The sequence below is a fragment of the Paenibacillus sp. sg306046 genome, from assembly GCF_059821225.1.
Map to the genome: position 1 here is coordinate 38,261 of NZ_JCAMRT010000026.1, position 18,988 is coordinate 57,248.

The following is an 18,988-nucleotide window of genomic DNA, read 5'->3' on the forward strand; positions in this document are numbered from 1 at the left end:
TCCCTTTATTTCGATAACGCTCACGTTTGCTGCAGCTGCCATACGGCATCACGGGACGGAGCCTTGCCAGGCTCGCCTCCGTCTGCTGCAAGCTTATTTTTTTCAACGCGGCTCAATCACGCTTGGCTGCCTGCAGGAAGGGCCTCCGACCACTGAAAAGTGAGCCATCGGCCTACTCGCGCGGGTCTTCCAGCCGTGGCATGACGCCAAGTCATGACAGCCAAGCCATGATCATCAAACCGTTACAGCCAGGTCGTCTTCGCTTCAGCCGCCGTACGCTTCGTCGCTTCGACCTCTCCGCTCGGATAGCCGATAAAAATCGTACCGACGATTTTACGGTTCTCCGGAGAACCGAGAAATTGATGCAGACGCTCATCGCGAACCAGTCCAATGCCGCGCGTCCGCCAGACAAGACCGAGTCCCAGCTCTTGGGCAGCCAGCCACATGGAATGAATGGCGCAAGCGACCGCGTACTCATTGTCCTCGGAGGACGCTTCATCGCCGGGGACCACATCGGCTGTCGCCACGATCACCAGCGGCGTCGTCTCCAGAACGGCAAGCGAATCCTTGACCAGATGGGGCTTGGTCGGAAACCGCTCCTCCAGAAAGGTGCGGGCAAGCTGCGCGTAACGTTCCTTCGCCTCTCCACGGATCACGTAAAAATGCCAAGGCTCCCGCAGCCGGTCATTCGGCGCCCAAGTCGCCGCTTCAAGCAGCGCGTGAATGTTCTCCGTCTCCACTTCCTTAGGCTCGTAATTTCGAACCGCCCGGCGGCTTTTCAAAATGTCTGTTATCGACATGTCCATTGTCTTCCTCTCCTGATGCGTTCTTCCAATCCCTCCTAGTTTACTTGATTTCCAGCGGACTGTGAACCTGAATGTACAGACAAGCCATCCCGATTCAAGAGCTGTATTCTCCCGCTGCCCCGTCATTAGCCGGCGTCATTAACCCGCGCTCGTTAACCCGCGCTGGCGCTGCCAAGCGCCTCCTGCGGCACCTGAATCGGCTTCACCTCATTGTAGTTGGTAAACTTGCTGTCCATCTTCATTTCCATCGACACTTGCTGGCCTTGCTCGCCCATGTCCATCACCATATCCACCGTTGTGCTAACAGGCGTAAAGCTGTCCTTTTTGACCGTGTAGCTCATATCCATCTTCTTAATATTCATCTGGTTCATCAGCGCATCCAGCTGCGGATTTTGTCCCGATGTCCCGGTGCTGGCCATAAAGATTTTCACTGCTTCCTTAATGCCGTCGCCGGATGCTGTCACGTTCAGCACATACGTATCGCCGTTTTCCGTCACCTTGGCGTCCTTCGCAAAGGCATTAAATTGCTCCAGCTGCTTCTCCGGACTGGCCTGCGCCTGTACCGCCTGCATCAGCTGATCCTTCATGTCGGCAGGCAGCTTCATCCATTTGCCCTGAGTCTGCATGTAGATGCCTTCCGGTGTAATATATTGCTTGATGTCCTGGCTCCCCGCGCCCACGCCAGGCATCTCCATTTTAATTTCCTGATACATGGCCAGCGGCTCGTTTATAATGTCGCTCTTCATTATCATATGGATCAGCTGCTCCTGCTTTTGACCGTTTTGCGTCATCGCAAGCTTCTGGTTCACCTGGCTGTCCATCGAGTAGCTCTTTAAGCTTTTGCTCGCTTCCATCGTTTTCGTGATCAGCTCTGCTGAAGCGGGTACCCCCTTAACAACAGGGGCCGACGCCGGGGCTGGGACCGATGCCTCAGAGCTATTGGCCGCAGGCGTTGTGCCCGAACCGGTTACAGCCGCCGGCTCCTCCTTGCTGCCGCATGCGGCTAAACCTACCGCCAGTACACTTGCCATCCATACAACCGTCCATCTGCTTTTCCGTTTCACACTTCGTTCCTCCCGATTCTATCCTTTTACTTGTTTGGATATCTTCTCCTATTTACCACCACAACTCATTTCGAAACGCTGCTGACACAATTTCTAAACCTTCGGCATGAACACTTGTTCTCTATAACTGCCACACGGTATACGCCAGCTGCGGAAAAAAGTTCCATTATCGACCAAAATTTGTGACTTCGGCCCTACGTTCCGGGTCTATAGCAGCACACTATGCTGACGTTCTGACTTTCCGGCAGGGGCAGGCATACTGCTGCTGCTCCGACAAATAACAAAAACCCGCAGCCGGAAGCTGCAGGTTGAGTGGGCATATCTGGTTACGCGGCTTTGGCGGACGGCCCATCAAGCAGAATTTGACGGCTTTCCGCTCAACAAAGCATTCAGCTGCTCCGGCAAATTATTGCTGCCCATCAACGAAATCGTGCCGATCTTCTCGCAAATTTTCTCTAAAAACTCCAGCTCCTTGAGCCGGTACAACGTCTGGTTCTCATCCATCAGCTTGGCTGTGTTCAGCAAGCTGCGGGTTGAAGCCGTCTCCTCCCGGCGGGTGATGACGGTGGCCTGCGCTTTTTTCTCCGCCAGCAGCACGGTGTTCAAAATTTCCTTGATTTCACCCGGCAAAATGATATCCTTCACCCCGGCCGTCAGAAAGCGGGCGCCAAACGCCTCGCTTTGTTCATTCAGCCGGGACAACGCAAACGAGGCGATTTCCTGCTTCATACGCAGCAGCTCGTCGAGCTTCAGCGTGCCGATATATTCCCGCAGGAGCAGCTGCAGCCGGATATATAACTGCTCCTCGAACCCTTTGATGCCGAGCACGCAAAGCGGATCGGTGATCCGGTACTGGCAGACGAAGTTAAGCCGCAGCGTCACCTTGTCCTCGGTCATCATTTCCTGTCCGGTCATATCCAGCTGCAATTGACGCAGATCAACCGTTTTGACAGTAACGGCAACCGCGCCTTTCCAGAAATAATACTTTCCAGGCCGTAGCTCCCGCTGCAGTTCATGGTTGTAATACAACGCCCCGGCTTCGTGATTCGCTACTTCAAAAACCTGACAATACGGCGCCAGCTTCACACGCAGCGCCGCATTCAGGTTGGCCGGCAGCTCCGGCTGGCGAATGTCCACCCGCAAGAACGTATGGGCCTTCAACACCTGCCAGAACGCATAGCGACCCGGCTGCAGCAGTCCGGCGTACTTTCCATCCTCGAAACGCAGCACATATTCATGATCCTCAATCTGCACCACCTCCAGTTCGCGGAGCAGGTCGGCGTCATGGAGAAACAAGCCGAGGTCCCGATCGGGCGGCGCAAACGGCTTCGTCAGGCTGACGATCTCAACCGTATCTTCGGACCATGGCGCAAACCTGTACACCCCCGGCTTCAGCAGCTTGCGGTAGCTGCCTCGCTGAAACAGCAGCCCCCGCTCATCGTCTCGAATCGTGATTTTCTTTAGCATCTATAAGCCCCCTTCGGCAGTGGATAGCCGTTTGTTCTTCTTCTGATGTTGGGACTTCAGGTCAAGCAGCCTCCTGGCTCACAAGCGGAATCCCGCTTGAGCAGCCGCCCTTACCGGCCCCCGCTACTGGCTGTCTTTGAGCCGCCAGTCACCCGCTTGCGGTCATTGGCGTTCTCTCCGTTGCTCATTGCGGGGGAACCCGGCTGGATCGGCTGCGGCATCCGCGGATCGCAAAGCCGTGCGCCAGCGTGCCTTCAAGCCCGCTATTTCGACCGGAAGACGCTGAGGCCGCTGCCTGAAGTCACCTCTCATAGATTTCGCTGGCAAGCGAACTAATTGTCGTCGGATGCTCCACCACGAGCCGCCGCAGTCTGTGCCCGCGACCAGGGAATCGAACCCTGTCTCCGATCCATGTCCTCCTGTAGGTAACGAAGTACAGCATACGCGCGCCTATTGGCTCACACGCACTGCGGAACGTCAGAAGTTCCCGCCGATGGTACGGCCGGCTGCTGCCGGATTGCTGCTCTGCTCCGGCTTCGCCAAGCCTCTCGCTACAGAAGCTATTATCCCCGACCCGCGCGGCTCTGAACATGGCGTAAGTATGGCGACGGGAGGTTCTGCGCGGAAATTGTGCGAAAGCAAAAAGACGACTGCTCGCGGAGAGATGCAATCGTCTTTTTGCTATGGTGGTATGAAATAGAGTTGTTTACTCGAAGTACAGGTCGTAGCTTATATAGTCAACACCGTACCACTGATCGGCAAGCCTGTATTTCAGACCGTACAACGTATAGCTAACGCTGATCTTATCTCGATTTGCAATGGGAACAGCATAATACGTTTGCCCGTTCAGCTTCAGTTCCGTTCCCTCTAGCTGCTGTGACCCGTAATAAAACAAGTGGTCCACACCAGCCGTAGCGTAGTCAAGTTCCGCCATGACCTTCGCGTCAGGATGCAAGGGGTCTTGAAATGTAATCAAAATTTGATCAGCTGACTGCGCTGCTTTGGGCAACACATGTCTGCTCTCCACTTTCCGATCCAACGGGGCATAAACTTGCCCGGTCACACTGTTATACGGTGTCAGACTTGCGATTTCCAGTGCTGACTTGGTTGTAACAACCCGGGTTTCCAGTTCAGAGCAACCGGCCTCGTTGCATGCCTGAAACCCAAATGTGTAGGTTGTTGCGGGCTGCAAATCTGTAAACGCTCCGTCAGATTGCTTTACCAGCTCACCATTCTTGTACAGCTTCATTTCTTTAAAATTGAAATCAGGCGTGAGGCCAAACACGACTTTAGTCGAGCCAATCATGAACTCCTGCAGTAAGACAAATGGCCCGGGCTTGCCAGTCGGCCGAAGTATTGCAAGCTCAACATGCTGAGCGGAGCTTAGCGTAAAGGGAGGCGACGTCGCCTTCAGGAAGCCCTCCTTCGTTACCGTAACTGTAAGGGTTTTGCCGGACGGGACTTCATTAAACCAATAGTAGCCTTGATCGTTCGTTTGCTGCTTCTGATCCGTCCCGTCCAGCGTTACGGTTGCACCGGCAATTCCTTTAAAATGATGGTCGAACACCGCTCCCTTCACGCTGCCCGGAAGCATGACGCCCGGAATCGGAATGTCCACCCTCAAACCCAGAATCGGGCAAGTCGTCGCCGAGCAGGTATTTGCCAGACTGCCATTCAAGGTCGGCCCTGCGGGCTTGCCTTGATAAGTGAGCTTGTACAGCGTATCACGCGCCTGCCCCTGCACCGTCAACAACACGACATTTTTGAAATGAGGATAATGCGTCAACGCTGTCACCTGCAGATTTGGATCAAAGCTGAATTCGCCGGCAACCGGCTTCTCCACTGGATACTCGAATTCAACAGCGACCAGATCGGCACGCAGGCTGCTGACCTGCTTGACCAGACCCTCATATTGCTTGACCGTTACTTTAAAGGTTTTGGTGAAATAGTTAGCCCGATTATAAATCGTTGCTGTCAGCGTAACCTCCACATCTCCTGCTCCCCAAGCTGGACGCTCGAAGTTGAATGGCCCAAATGCGGAAGAGTTCGATCCCCAAATGACATTGTAATCTTGCCCATCCCCGTTCACAAAGGTTGGCTGCTTCGTCACCGAGTCTGCCGAGTCTCCCTCAGCATAGTGAATAGAGACCTGCTCCTTAATACGGAGTGCTTCTTGTAATTGCTTCGCCACATAATTGTAAAAATCCAGGCTTTCCGAACTTAAATCTTCTCTACTCACGCCAAGCTTCTGCGCTGTCGCAAACGCCTTGTCCGCCGCCTCGAGCTTCGCAAACGCCGCATCGGAAAGATCTGTACTCAGCTCCGCATACAGCTTGTTGACATAAGCAATCGCCTTGGTCTTTGCTTCGGCGGCCACAGCCGGGTCAATCGTCGCCTGCGGGCCGTCGAAGGCGAGCTGCGCAATCGCTTCCGCGCCCCCGCCCACTTGAACAGGCGCTTCGCTTTTCACCGTGCCTAGCCTAGCCTGATTGCCCAGCACAAGCCTGGAGCCGCCAGCCGCTTCTGTGACGTGAACTTGCCCGACCCGACCGTCCCCGGTCAACGTCAGCTCCGTCTGCGGGGCCGCTAGCTGGATCGTCTCCCACGCAGCATCCCCAAGTGTGTTGACCGTGGCATTTGCTTTCATAACCAGCTGCTTGACGAGCGTCCTCCGCAGTCCGCTGCTGTCGGCCGGAGGTTCGGCCTTCAACTGCGCCTGCGGCGCTTCAACGGTCACTTCACCGTTAATGTTCCCTTTAAACGTCACCGTCCTCCCGGCTGCTCCGGCAGTCAGCTAGATGCTGCCCGAGTACCCGGAAGCCGATATGGACTCCACGATCGCTTGGGATGCGATCTCCGTGCTGGAAATTTCGACCCCATCCTGCGCCTCGATTCTGACAGCAACCCCTGGCTGCCCACTCGCATCCACCTTGAGCTGCTTGATCACCGTACGAGACAGCTTGATGGAGTTCGAGCTGCCGGATTTGACAACGAGCAGCTCCGGATTAATATTGCGCAGCGTCACTTCGCCGCTCGCGCCGGGATCGACGGTCAGCTCGCGTACCGTCGTAACGGCGCCGTCCGCCGGTCCATAACTGCCGGATGCGTTAATGGTCAACGTTTGCTGCGGCTGGCCGCTGGCCAGCGCTTGCGCCACTGCCGATGCGCCCGGCGCTGCGGACGCGCTTCCCCCGCCTCCGCCCCCACCGCCGCCGAGCAGCGCAGAAGCGCCCGTTACGCTCAATCCTGTAGCAGCGCCCTTGTAGCTCAGCTTGTACGTTTTGCCTGCGCTTTGGGCTTCGGTCGTCAGAACAACAACCAGGTCGTTTCCGGCTTTCCGCGAAGCTGCGGTCACTTGTAACGCGGGCTCGAAGGAAAATTGCTCCTGGCTCACATCCTGAGCCGGAACGTTGAAGGTTACTTCCATCGAAGTGGACGACAGCGCCGTAATGGCTCGGATCAACCGTTTACCGGCGTCCGGTTGCTCCGGCTTCGCTGTCAATGCTCGACCTTTAGCTGTGTATTCCAGGCCATTCTGCTGCACCGCATACACAAGCCGGGCCAGAGCCTGACGCTCGGCGGGCTGCTTGGGCTGAAAGCGAAGCGTACCCTCCGGGTTGTCCAGCCCTTGCACCAAACCAATCTGTGCAGCCAGCGACACGGCGGACAACGCCCAGTCCGATATGTCCGCCTGATCACTGAATAACGCCGCTGGCGGGAGCTGCGCCGCCGTCTGCTCCAGTCCGAGCACGCGAATCAGGAAAACAACCAGCTCTTCGCGCGTCACCTGCGCGTCAGGGGCAAACGTAGTTGCGGACGTCCCCTGCGTAATTCCTGACTGTACCAAAGCGCCAACATAACCGCGATGCCAGCTGTCCGGCTGCACATCCCGGAATGAAGCTGCCGCCTCCGGCGCTTCCGTGAGTTGCTGCTGCAGCACCAGTACCTTGGCCAGCTCCGCCCGGGTGATCGGCTTGGCCGGCTGGAAGGAGCCGTCCGGATAGCCCGTCACCAGACCGGCTGCCGCCAGCTCGGCTATTTCCTGCTTCGCATACGAAGCGTCAAGGTCTGTGAAGGCGGGCTCCTGACCTGCTTCTGCTAAGGCCGCAGCCGCAGGCAGCAGCAACGTGGCCAGCAGCGCCGTCGATGTCAGACAGCTTACTATTTTTTGCGTAAATCGACCTCTCATCTTGTTGTCAATCCTCCGTTTGAACCGAAATCCATGCATTCCCAACTGAGCATGTCTCTGTCATTATAGGAGAAATTGCTCGACCCGTCACTGAGAAAAAGCCAGCCGGGGACTCATTTACATCAATCTGCTTCTCTCCTGGCGCCACCGCTGCTTGAGCAGGCGGTCAACCGTGCGCTGAATCCGTTCCGGCGAGACCGGCTTAGGCACAAAATCCAGTACTTGCAGCTCAAAGGCCTGCAATGCATATTCCACAAATCCGCTGACACATACGATTTCAATCGCAGGCTCACGCTCACGCAGCCGGAAGATCAGCTCGGGTCCATACATCACCTGCATCCGGATATCGACAAAAGCGGCATCTGGCTTCAGCTCGGATACCGAGGCAAGCGCCTCCTCCGGTTTCGTGAAGCAGCCGACAACACAAATTCGCCCGTCATCGGACAGCAGATGGTTCAGCCAATTGCCTGCAGGCTGCTCATCATCTACAATTATTGCCTTTAGCATCCGCTTGCCGCCATCCTATCTCCAGAATAACCCTAATTATACAAGGGGCCTCTGGACAATTTCTGGACAAGCAAAGCCGGTCTCCGAAAGCATGGCGCACCGGATTTCCCAATTGTTCGTCCTGACGCCGTCTGTTACACTAGAACCAACTACACTTATTCAGACTCGGAGGTTGTTTTCCTATTAAGCTCCCATTTTCAAGGCGTCCGTCATTTAAGCTTCCCTTTCAATTGCCAAACTTCCTGATTCTGAAAGTTGTTACGGTCCTTGGGGCGGCGCTTGTTTTCCTCAATCTGGCGCTGCCGATTCATCAGGAGCTCACGGATTATAGCCCCAAGGCTGTGCAGGGGGTTCTTGACTTGTCCGATTGGACGCCAACCTCCTCCGAGGTCGTGAAGCTGAACGGGGACTGGGAATTTTACTGGGATCAGCTGCTGACGCCCGAAGATTTCGCCGCAGGCCGCGTCCACAATCCGGGCCTTGCTCGTGTTCCGTCCAATTGGGAAAAGGCCCGTGTTGATGGAGAGCAGCCAGAGGTGATGGGGGCGGGCACGTATCGGCTGCGCATACAAATGCCCGTGAACCAAGGTACCTTCGGCATCAAGACGACCAACATTCGCGCTTCGAACCGCATGTTTGTGAACGGGAAGCTGCTTGGCTCAAGCGGCTCACCGAGTCTGGACCCCGCTGCGATCTACCATCGCAATGTGCCCTATTCCGGCTCCTTTGAGCTGCAGGGGCGCGAGGTGGACATTGTCGTGCAGGTCGCCAGCTCGATGAGCTTCGACAGCGGCATTGTGCAGCCGATTTCGCTAGGAACACGCGAAGCCGTTGCCGGGCATCATCATTTTAATCTCTCCGTGGATGGCGCGCTTGCTTCCGGCTTTTTTTCTATCAGCTTATATTTCAGCGGACTTTATCTGCAGCGGCGCAAGGACCGGGAGCTGCTTTATTTTGCGCTGAGCGCTTTTTCGACGACCGTGTTCGTGATGACGCACTCCGAGCGGCTGCTGATGCAGATGATTCCCGAGATGAACGTGCTCACCCAGTTGTATATTGAGGATATTTCGGCCCTCGGCACCTTCGGCTTTTTCGCACATTATGTGTATCATTCCTTCCCGCAGCTGTACTCGCGCCGTGTATTGGCCGCCATTACATGGCTATCGCTTGCCTGCGCTGTAGCTGTACTAACGACATCAGCCAGCTATTACGCCCCGTTCGTGCAGGGGCTTAGCTTGTTCGGCGTGCTGGTTATGATGATCAACAGCTGGTATTTGGGCAAGGCCATCTGGCACAAGGTGGACGGCGCGCTTTATCTGGTGCTGACCATTATGGGCGTACTCGATTTTGTGATCGTCAACGTGCTGAACAACATTTGGACGCTCGAATCCAACTTTATTTGGCCGATTGCGCAGCCGATTATTTTGATGTCCCAGGCGTTATACATGTCAAGAAAGTACACGACGGCCTTTCAGACGATCAGCAATTTATCCGACCGGCTGTCCAGCTTGGACAAGCTGAAGGACGAATTTCTCGCCAAGACGTCGCATGAGCTGAAAACGCCGCTGAACGGCATCATAAATATTTCCCATTCCTTGCTTGAGGGCGCGGGCGGCAGCTTGTCTCCGGATCAGGCGAATGACTTGAAGCTCGTCCGGGATATCGGCAAGCGGCTTTCTACGCTGGTCAATGATATCTTGGATTACTCGAAAATGAAAAATCATGACCTGCGCCTCAAGCCTACGCACCAGGATTGCTATACGGTGGTCAACATTGTCGTGGAGCTGTTTGCTTTTATCCGCATGCCGGAAGCGCTGTCGATCATCAACCGAATCCCGCCGGATACCTACTATGTGCATGCCGACGAAAATCGTCTGCTGCAAGTCGTGTACAATCTGGTGGACAATGCGGTGAAATATACGCCCTCCGGTACGGTCACATTATTTGCCGAGCGACGGGGCAGCTGGGTGTTTATATCTGTCGAGGATACGGGGATCGGGATCGCACAGGATCAGCACGAGAACATCTTCCTGTCCTTCGAGCAGCTGGAGCCTAGCTTGACCCGGGTGCATAACGGCGTTGGCCTCGGCTTGCCGATCAGTCGACAGCTTGTCCGGCTGCATGGCGGAGATATCCGGGTTCATTCGCAGCTCAATCACGGCACCCGAATGACCTTCTCCTTGCCCGCAGGCAATCCCGAGCTGGTCGAACAGCGGCCTGGCACGGAGCTGACCGGACTCGGCACGGCGGAAAAGCTGCCTATAAAGCTAGCGGAAAAGCCTGCTGCCGAGCTGCCGCATGGTCGCCGCTTCCGCATCTTGGCGGTGGACGACGAGTTCAGCAGCCTGCGCGCGTTAACGAATATTCTTACTCTGGAGCACTACAAGGTCACGGCTGTCAGCAGCGCGGATGAGGCGTTGGAGCTGCTGTCCGTGCCCCATGCGTTTGACTTGTGCATCCTCGACATCATGCTGCCGGGCATTTCCGGGTATGAAATATGCCGCCGACTGCGGGAGCGCTGCTCGCTGCTGGAGCTGCCGGTGCTGATGGTGACCGCACTGTCGCGTTACGATGATTTGGCGGCGGGCTTTGAGGCAGGCGCCAATGACTTTTTGCTGAAGCCCTACGATATGATCGAGATGAAAAGCCGGGTTCGCACCCTCATTCAGCTCAAGCATGCTGCGAGCGAGCTGCTATCCAAGGAATTGGCGTTTCTGCAAGCGCAGATCAAGCCGCATTTCATTTACAACGCGCTGAATACGATCTTGTCCTTCAGCTATACCGACCATGCCAGATCCAGACGATTGCTGACCGAGTTCAGCTCGTACTTGCGGGCTTGCTTTGATTTCAAGGAGGCGTCCGCTTTCGTGACGGTCGAAAAGGAGCTGCATTTGATCAACGCCTATACGGCGATTGAGCAAGCGCGCTTCGGCAGCAAGCTGATCTTCGAGCTGCATGCCGGACCCGAGACGATGATGGCGATGATTCCGACGCTAACCGTTCAGCCTCTCATTGAAAACGCCATCCACCATGGCATCATGAAGCGGGAGCAGGGAGGAATCGTGCGGCTTAAGGCAGCTCTTGCCGACGGTCAATTGGCGATCACCGTAGAGGATGACGGTGTCGGCCTCTCGCCCAAAGAGCAAACGGAAGTGTTCGCCAAGCTGCCGAGTCGCGAAGGGATCGGCCTGGCGAACATTAACCAACGGCTGCTTCATTTATATGGGGCCGGACTGCACATTGTGTCTACCGCCGGCGTCGGAACAACCGTTTCCTATGTTATTCCATTTCAGACAGAGGAGTTATCCCATGAAAGCCTTCCTCGTTGATGACGAACAGCCCGCATTGGACATCATGAAGCTGCTGCTGGAGGAGGACGGGCGGCTTGAAATCGCCGGCTCCTTCTCGCGGCCGCGAGAAGCTCTGGCCGCTGCGGCCGAGCTGCGGCCGGATGTCGCTTTTGTCGATATCCAGATGCCGCTAATGAACGGCCTGGAGCTCGTTGAGCATCTGCAGCACATTAATGATGATATTGAGGTTGTGTTTGTTACAGCTTACAATCACTACGCACTGGAGGCGTTTAAGCTGAATGCCATCCACTACATCCTCAAGCCGATTCAGCCGGGTGAGCTGGCCTCTACGGTGGATCGCCTGTTTAAGCGGAAACGTATGCCGGAGGGCAGCCGCACAAGCGATGCGCCATCCAACATGCTGTACGATACGCGGTCAACAGATGCGGTCAACGATGCTGCTCTGCCGGATGAACAGGCAGCGGCTGCAGCGGTAGTACTCGACCATTCCCCGCGTATTACATGTCTCGGCGGCTTCACGATCACTGTCGGTCCGCAGGCGCAGCCGGTCAAATGGCGAACCGCCAAAACTGAAGAGCTGATGGCTTACCTGCTTCTCAAGCAAAACACGGTCGTCCCCAAATGGGAGCTGATCGACAAGCTCTGGCCCCATGCGACCGAGGAGCAGGCTCATTCCAATCTGCACACCACCTTGTACAAGGTGCGGCGAACTTTAAAAGCGGCCAATATCCAGGCAAATATCGTGTTTATCCACGGCAGCTACCGGATGAGCCTGGAGCCGCTGCGCTGCGATCTGGACGAGTTGGAGCGCTGCGCACGCGACATGACGCCGATTACAGCCAGCACTGCCGCCGACTACGAGCAGCTGCTGGATACCCATCAAGGCGAGCTATTCCTGGGACTTGATTACGACTGGTGTGAATCGTCCCGAGAATATTACCGCGAGCTGTATACGGGCCTGTCGAGACGGTTGGCGGCTTACTGGCTCCACCTCGGCCATTATGCCGAAGCGGCGACGGCCATACGACGCGCCCTTGACAAGTCGCCGCTGGATGAGACGTTGCATGAGCTGCAGCTGCAAATTTACTTCAGCCGCAAAGAGCGGGTTGCCCTGATCCGGCACTACCAGAAGCTGACCGAGCTGCTGCGCGGGGAGTTAGGCCTCGCTCCTCAGCCATCCACGGAGCGGCTGTTTGAGCAGATGCTGGCGCGGCTGCAGAATATCGGTGTGAGTGGGGATGGAGAGTAATTGAATCTCGCTCGAAAGGATTGACTGGTTGCTCAACCTTTCGAGAGGAATGAACCAACCCGCGCTGCGTTCGCTCCGTCTTCCAGTTGATTTCGTTAGAAAACGCAATTAAAAAAGCTATCAAATCCCGCAGTTTCGCGGGATTTGATAGCTTTTTTGCTGTTGCGGTTGAAACCGACTATGGACTTGCTACAAGCGTAATGTGCACCGGTTCGCTGGTCGCTTTGCCAAGCATTGTAGCTTTCAGTGAAAGCTGATGCCCAGGCTTGTATCCGTCCGGATATAAGTAAAGTGTATACTTTCCTTCTGCCGACGCTTCAGCAACTTGATAAGTTCCTAAAGATTCATTTTCCAGCATAATGAGCGCTCCCGGCTCCGCTTCCCCATGATAGTGGTTGGCGTTGCCTTCATCCTCAACAATCGTCGGCATGTCTGTCTGACCCACCGTAGGCTGAACGACAAAGGCTACAGGCTCGCTTGGCAGCTTGCCATGTGCACGCGCCCGCACATAAACAGTGTCTCCCGCTTGTATAGCTGAACTCGAATGGATCAAAGCCGTCCTGGAAAAATTCCCGTCATCCCCTACGTAGCCGCTGCCAAGAGAGAAGCCGGTCAGATTGCTGTTCAACTCGATATACGAATACATAGATGGCTCTGCCGTTCCATACAAGCTGAATGCATTCGTATAAACGACTCCCTGCACAGAAGGCTTGGCTGCTGCTGACGCCGCCTGAATAGTAACCACAACCGGTTCGCTCGCCGCCTGACCAAATCTGGTTGCTGTAACCGTCAGCTGATCACCGGCCTTCCAGTACTGGTATCCGTAATAACTTTGACTGAATGAGCCACTCCTAGAGGTCCAGATCATATGAGTGTTCCACCCGTTGCTAACCGTAAGAATGGTTTCCGGCTCTGAAGTACCTTCGATCAGCGCTTCCGTGCTTATCTTCACAACAGGCGGAGCCGTTTGACCCTGTACCGGTTGCACAGTGAGTGTAACCAGCTCGCTTGGCTTCTTGCCGAAAACATAGGCTCTGACTTGGATTTCATCACCACTCTTCAGCCCATAATACGAATCCAGCAGATCGAAGCTTGCTTCGAACTTGCCATCCTGCGTTACATATAAATTCCTAATTGACGTACCATCCGCCTTGCTGACTCGTAAAAAGTTGGAATACTTGCTGCCATCAACAGTCGGCTCCATAGATCCGCTGAGCCTTAATCCATTCGTATAGACAGCACCTGTCACGACAGGCGTCTGACTTACAGGAGCCGCAGCGACGGTAACCTTGACAGGCTCGCTCGCCGCCATACCGATTACGTTAGCTATGAGGGTCGCTTGCTCCCCCGCTCGCATGTAACCGTTCATGCCTATCTTTTCGAATATAAACGTACCGTCCGATGACGAGGCTGTTCGGAGGTGCTCGCTTTGTGATTTTTCCAGCTTCAGGATTACATGCGCACCGAACGGTGCCCAGCCCGTGATGACCTCATCATTCACTAAGTCGGTCATCACCGCCGCCGTCTGACCACTCAATGGCTGTACAACAAACTTGACAGGCTCACTCTCCTTCTTATTGGAAGCTCGCGCGGTCAAGTACACTTCCTCGCCGACTGTCAGTCCCTCATCGTCAGTATATAACGATTCCAGCGTAAATGGGTCGCTCTCGCTAACATAGCGGTAATGCAGTTCGTAACCATTCTTGCGCTTCAAGGTTACGTATGTCCAGCTATTGGAGGCCGAACGCTCCGTCGTGCCACTCAGCTTCCATCCATTTGCATACACGGCCCCGGTAACAACAGGCATTGCCGTCTGCGGGAGAAGCATTACCGTCTTATACACCGCATCACTTACAGATTTACCCAGAGATGTGGCCGTAATTTCCAGCCTCGTTCCCGGCGTCATCCCCCACCAGAAGTCGAGCTGATAAGAGCCATCCTTGTCACTTGCCACAGTTTGAGACGATATAGAGACAGACCCGCCCCTTACCTCAATCCTGGAGCCTGGCTCGGCATAGCCGCTTAGACTGCTAGAGATGCCCTCGTACACATCTCCGCTCACACTTGGCGCTGCAGTTTTTCCGCTAACCGGCTGGACAATCAGCTTATAGCGGTCGCTTGCTTTTTTGCTCCGATTACGGGCCGTTACCCATACTTCTTCGCCCGTTGTCAGCAGAGAAAAAGAATCCTGCCCGTACTGCTGTCTGAGGGAAAAGCTGCCGTCACTTTGTACGTAGGTGCTTGCCAAGTAATTTCCGTTAGCACTTGTCAGCGTTATCTCCACATTATTATTAGCAGATGACGCTTCCGCCTGCCCGCTGAGCTGCCAGCCATTCCAATATACCGCGCCAGTTACCGTATACAGCTCGGTTTTGGGCGAGGCTTGAACCGTTACATATACCGTTTCACTTACTGTCTTCCCAATCACGACGGAACTGAGCGCCAGCACGGTCCCGGCTGCATACCTGTCTGACGTATAGAACTTGTATGAGCCGTCCTTGGTATCGGCAAAGATCGAAGAAGGATACATATTCGCAACTTCCAGCTTGACAAGAGAGCCGGGATCCGCATAGCCGCTGAGGTCGCTTAACTCATACACGGTACCTGTTACAGTAGGCTTCATGGTTGCCGAGCCAAGCAGCTGCACGACCAGCCTGACCGGATCACTCGTCCTTCGTCCATAGGCTTCGGCCGTGAGCAGCACTTCTTCACCAGCACGCAGTCCGAAACTGTATGGATCAAAGCTGGTACTGGACCTAAGTTGAAATTTTCCGTTCGATGTCCATGATTGATCCAAATAAGAGCCGTTCGACCGAGTGAGTCGAATGGATACACCACCACTTAATGGATCATTAGCCGTTCCTTCAAGCATCCATCCATTCGTATATACAACACCCGTCACAACAGGCGCAGCCGTTTTAGGAGCAACCTGTACCGTTATTGATAGCGGCTCGCTTGCTCCCTTTCCGAATTCAATCGCCGTCAAGCTCAGCTTGTCACCAACAGAAAAGTAACCTGAGCCGAAACTGTACACGCCATCCTCCGCCGCGATCTGCGAAGAGATCACTCCATAAACACTACTCAGGACAACAGCAGCGCCTGGACGCGACATACCACTGAATCTCCCTAAATTATATACAGAGCCGCTAATCGTCGGCTGATCGGTCACACCGCTAACAGACTGTACGACAAGCCGTATAGGCTCGCTAGGACGCTTGTTACTTTCCGTTACAGTCAACAGCAGCTCTTCGCCCTGAGAAAGCTGTACATAGGCTGGACTAAGCACATACAAGCTATAGTCCCCTGTACCATATATGTTCATGGAGTCGAGAGAAGAGCCATCTTGCTTCGAAAGTCTAATCGTCGAGTACGGAGCCGCCGTACCGCTCAGCTTCCAGCCGTGGCTGTACACAACCCCCGTCACCGTCGGCTTTGCAGATTGCGGTCTGGCTACCGGCGTGGCGCTCACTTCGTCTGAGATTGATACTTGTCCGCTCCTGACCGCCTTCACCATGAAATAGTAGGTCTGTCCATTGGTCAGGTTATAAGCCGTATAAGTCGTGCTGTAAACCGTTGTCGGCCGCTCAGGATAGAAGCCGCTGACCGTTGAGCTATACACCTGGTAGCTAACGGTATTCGGAACGTACGTCCATTCCAGTTTGACCTGCTCATCACCGCTAAGCGCAGACAAGATCGGTTTATACGGATCATGCTGCACAATCACTGGCACAACCTGCTTCAGTCCGCCATAAGCAACGGTCAGCTCGGCTCTCCCGTTGGCAACTGCGGTCACAAGTCCAGAATCGCTCACTGTCGCTACACTCGAACCACCCGTCTCATACTGTGCTTCCTGCGTTACTTTGCGCGACTGCCCATCGCTATAACGGGCCGCCACCTCTAACTGGCTGGTTTGCCCATACACCGTCAGCAGCACGTTGTCAGGCTGCACGGTCAACGACGCAATCTGCGGCTCTGTCGGTGTCGTTGGCTCTGTCGGCGTTGACTTGAGCGCCAGCACGGTCACAACTTGCTCAACAGTCCGCTCCACACCGTTCTTGAACAGCACAGCCGTCAACGTAACAACCGCATCAGCTAGGCCGACTTTAGGACGAGTTACTGTACCATTAGCAGCAATAACCTCCCGATGCGAGCTTGTCCACTGGATCTGAACACCGCGCTGCTGATCGGCTGTTGGCAGCGTCAGCGACCGTGTCACAGCTTGCGCGGCATCTTCGTCCGCATAGCCGATCGCCAGCGCTTGAGCCGCCGCTTCCAGCGCCAGTTTCGTCATTCGAGCCTTCGCTTCAGGCAGCTTGACGCTGTAGCCTGTGATCTGGGCGGCATCCACGCCCAACAGCACCGTATTGACAACGAGGATCTCGGCCGCTGTAATTTGCGCCTCCACCTCGGCGGAATACGCCGTAAAGTCCGGAATTGCCGCAATGGCGGCAATCGCGTTTGCCTTTAACATCTGAATGACGTTATCTGCGGCTTCCACAATAACGCCCGGCTTAGGCGTGATTTTGATCGCACCGATCGTAGCTGCGTCGCCTTCCAGCTTGACACTGGCGTCCAACTGAATAGCGGCAACCTTCGTATTCGTCAGGTTCAGTGTCGCACCTTGCGCTTCTTTAGCTACCGTAATCGAGCTGACGGCGCCTTCTCCGGCCAGCGCAATTTTTGCATTCGGGGCCGTAATCGTTACGTTGCTGAGCGTCGTGCCTGCTGCCGTAACCAGGCTGGCGTCAGCCCCCAGATTCAGGGAGGCTACCGTTGTGTTCGCCCCCGCCTGCGTAGGCGCCAGCTTGATCGTCGCGCCCGGACTGTCGACGGTCACGCCTCCCTGCAGCGTGCCTCGCAGCTCGATCTCCTGATTAGCCGCGCCATAACCGATCTTGATCATGCCCAGGCTTCCGGCACTCGACTCCATAATGACCTTCGACTGCACATCCGTCTGCGCAACACTCGCGCCTTCCAGCGATTCGACCCGTACCGGCTTCGACTGATTGCTTGCGGCAACCTTCAGCGTTTTAATCACCGTTTGCTTCAGCTTGATCGAATTGGAGCTGCCGGAAGCGACAATGATTTGTGCGGCATCGACGTTCTGCAGCGTAATCTCGCCATCCGGACCAGGGTCCAGCGTTAACGTGCCGGTAATGGTCGTTTTCGTCGCCCCATCCGCCGGACCTACCACACCTGACGACTTGACGGTCAGCGTCTCGTAGGTTCCTCCCAGGTTCACTTTGTCCAAGTCCGTCAGCGGCGCAGTTCCCGGATTGCTTGGCGCAGCAGCTCCGCCGCCTCCGCCACCACCGCCGAAAGCAGCCGCTGCTCCGGTGAAGGTTTTCCCGGTAAGCTGGCCCTTATAGCTGAGCTGGTACACCTTGCCTGCAGCTTGCGTAGACGTTGTCAGCACAACGACTGTTTTGCTGCCCGCCTTCCATTCAGCCTTTTGCACAGTCAGCCCTTGGTCAAATGTAAAATGCGACGCAACCAGTTGATCCAGCTCCTGGCTGAAGCTGACCTCGACGATGTTATTGTTAACCACAGCTACGCCGGCCACGGCCTGCTCCGGCTGCTGTACAAGCTCCTTGGCTTTGCCGACCCATGTCGCGCGGTTCGCCTTGAACTCATACGCCAGTCTGGCAAGTGCCTGCCGCTGCGCTGCAGCCTTCGGCTGGAATACCAGATGCCCGTCCGTTCCCTCAATGCCGTTTACAAATCCGATCCGGAAGGCAAGCGACACATGCGCACGCGCCCAATCTGACACGTCCGACAGATCGGCCAGTCCGTCTGTCGCCGCCGCCTGCTGCGCCTCCTTCTCCACCCCCAAGGCGCGGATAAACAGCACAACCAGCTCTTCACGCGTCACCTGGGATTCCGGTGAGAAGGTTGTCGCCGAAGTGCCCCGCGTGATGCCGGACGCGACCAACGCCCCGACGAAGCCGCGATACCACGCATCCTGCTTCACATCGGCAAATGCGGCCGCTTGCTCCGGATTTTCGGTCAAGCCCAGTGATACCGATAATAGTTTCGCCAGCTCAGCCCGGCTCATCGCCTTCGCTGGCTGGAAGGAGCCATCCTCATATCCGCTGATCACGCCTTGATCGACCAGCTCTTGAATTTCCCGGCTGGCATACGAGTCTGCCACATCCTTGAATTGCGCCGCAGCAGCGCCGAAGCCCGCAAGCGGCATCAGCATACTGAACAGCAGCGTAAACACAAGAAGCGCACTGATTCGACTCCGGCCTGTTTGCCTGTTCATTCCGTTATTCCTCCTGCCTGTTCATGATCTGTCTCTACACGCTCCATCGCGTCGGCCTAGTTACCTAAACCATACAAAAATACCCAAGGTATCATAGGGATTATATCCCATTACACTCCAGACATCTACT

General features: G+C 55.4%; 9 protein-coding genes. 2 read left to right on the forward strand and 7 right to left on the reverse strand.

Going from position 1 to position 18,988, the window contains the following annotated elements; translation table 11 throughout:
- Positions 1 to 242: 242 nt before the first annotated feature.
- The 6 genes from AC6ROY_RS21575 to AC6ROY_RS21600 form a co-directional block, all read right to left on the reverse strand.
- Positions 243 to 800 (reverse strand): nitroreductase family protein, encoded by a 558-nt coding sequence (locus tag AC6ROY_RS21575; RefSeq protein ID WP_500102676.1) that lies wholly within the window; start codon positions 798 to 800, stop codon positions 243 to 245.
- 158 nt (positions 801 to 958) lie between these two features.
- Positions 959 to 1,870 carry a DUF6612 family protein gene (locus tag AC6ROY_RS21580; protein ID WP_500102659.1) on the reverse strand — a complete coding sequence of 304 codons (912 nt, stop codon included), beginning with the start codon at positions 1,868 to 1,870 and terminating at the stop codon, positions 959 to 961.
- Positions 1,871 to 2,221: 351 nt separating this feature from the next.
- Positions 2,222 to 3,337 carry an SPFH domain-containing protein gene (locus AC6ROY_RS21585; protein ID WP_500102660.1) on the reverse strand — a complete coding sequence of 372 codons (1,116 nt, stop codon included), beginning with the start codon at positions 3,335 to 3,337 and terminating at the stop codon, positions 2,222 to 2,224.
- A gap of 706 nt (positions 3,338 to 4,043) precedes the next feature.
- A complete protein-coding gene (locus AC6ROY_RS21590; RefSeq protein ID WP_500102661.1) occupies positions 4,044 to 6,104 on the reverse strand; it encodes an immunoglobulin-like domain-containing protein in 2,061 nt (686 codons plus the stop codon).
- 27 nt (positions 6,105 to 6,131) lie between these two features.
- Complete coding sequence (locus tag AC6ROY_RS21595) at positions 6,132 to 7,526, reverse strand: S-layer homology domain-containing protein (RefSeq protein WP_500102662.1); 1,395 nt, start codon at positions 7,524 to 7,526, stop codon at positions 6,132 to 6,134.
- A gap of 117 nt (positions 7,527 to 7,643) precedes the next feature.
- Positions 7,644 to 8,033 (reverse strand): LytR/AlgR family response regulator transcription factor, encoded by a 390-nt coding sequence (locus tag AC6ROY_RS21600; RefSeq protein WP_500102663.1) that lies wholly within the window; start codon positions 8,031 to 8,033, stop codon positions 7,644 to 7,646.
- A 359-nt stretch (positions 8,034 to 8,392) separates the two neighbouring features.
- Here AC6ROY_RS21600 and AC6ROY_RS21605 point away from each other — a divergent pair, with 359 nt between their 5' ends.
- Together AC6ROY_RS21605 and AC6ROY_RS21610 are read left to right on the forward strand one after the other, a co-directional pair.
- Positions 8,393 to 11,362, forward strand: a complete 2,970-nt coding sequence (locus tag AC6ROY_RS21605) for a hybrid sensor histidine kinase/response regulator (protein ID WP_500102664.1) — start codon at positions 8,393 to 8,395, stop codon at positions 11,360 to 11,362.
- The gene (locus AC6ROY_RS21610; RefSeq protein ID WP_500102665.1) at positions 11,343 to 12,593 is read left to right on the forward strand and encodes a response regulator; all 1,251 of its coding nucleotides are present in this window, start codon (positions 11,343 to 11,345) and stop codon (positions 12,591 to 12,593) included. The genes AC6ROY_RS21605 and AC6ROY_RS21610 overlap by 20 nt, the downstream gene beginning before the upstream one ends.
- A gap of 178 nt (positions 12,594 to 12,771) precedes the next feature.
- Here AC6ROY_RS21610 and AC6ROY_RS21615 read toward each other — a convergent pair whose 3' ends face one another.
- A complete protein-coding gene (locus tag AC6ROY_RS21615; protein ID WP_500102666.1) occupies positions 12,772 to 18,858 on the reverse strand; it encodes an immunoglobulin-like domain-containing protein in 6,087 nt (2,028 codons plus the stop codon).
- Positions 18,859 to 18,988: the final 130 nt, after the last annotated feature.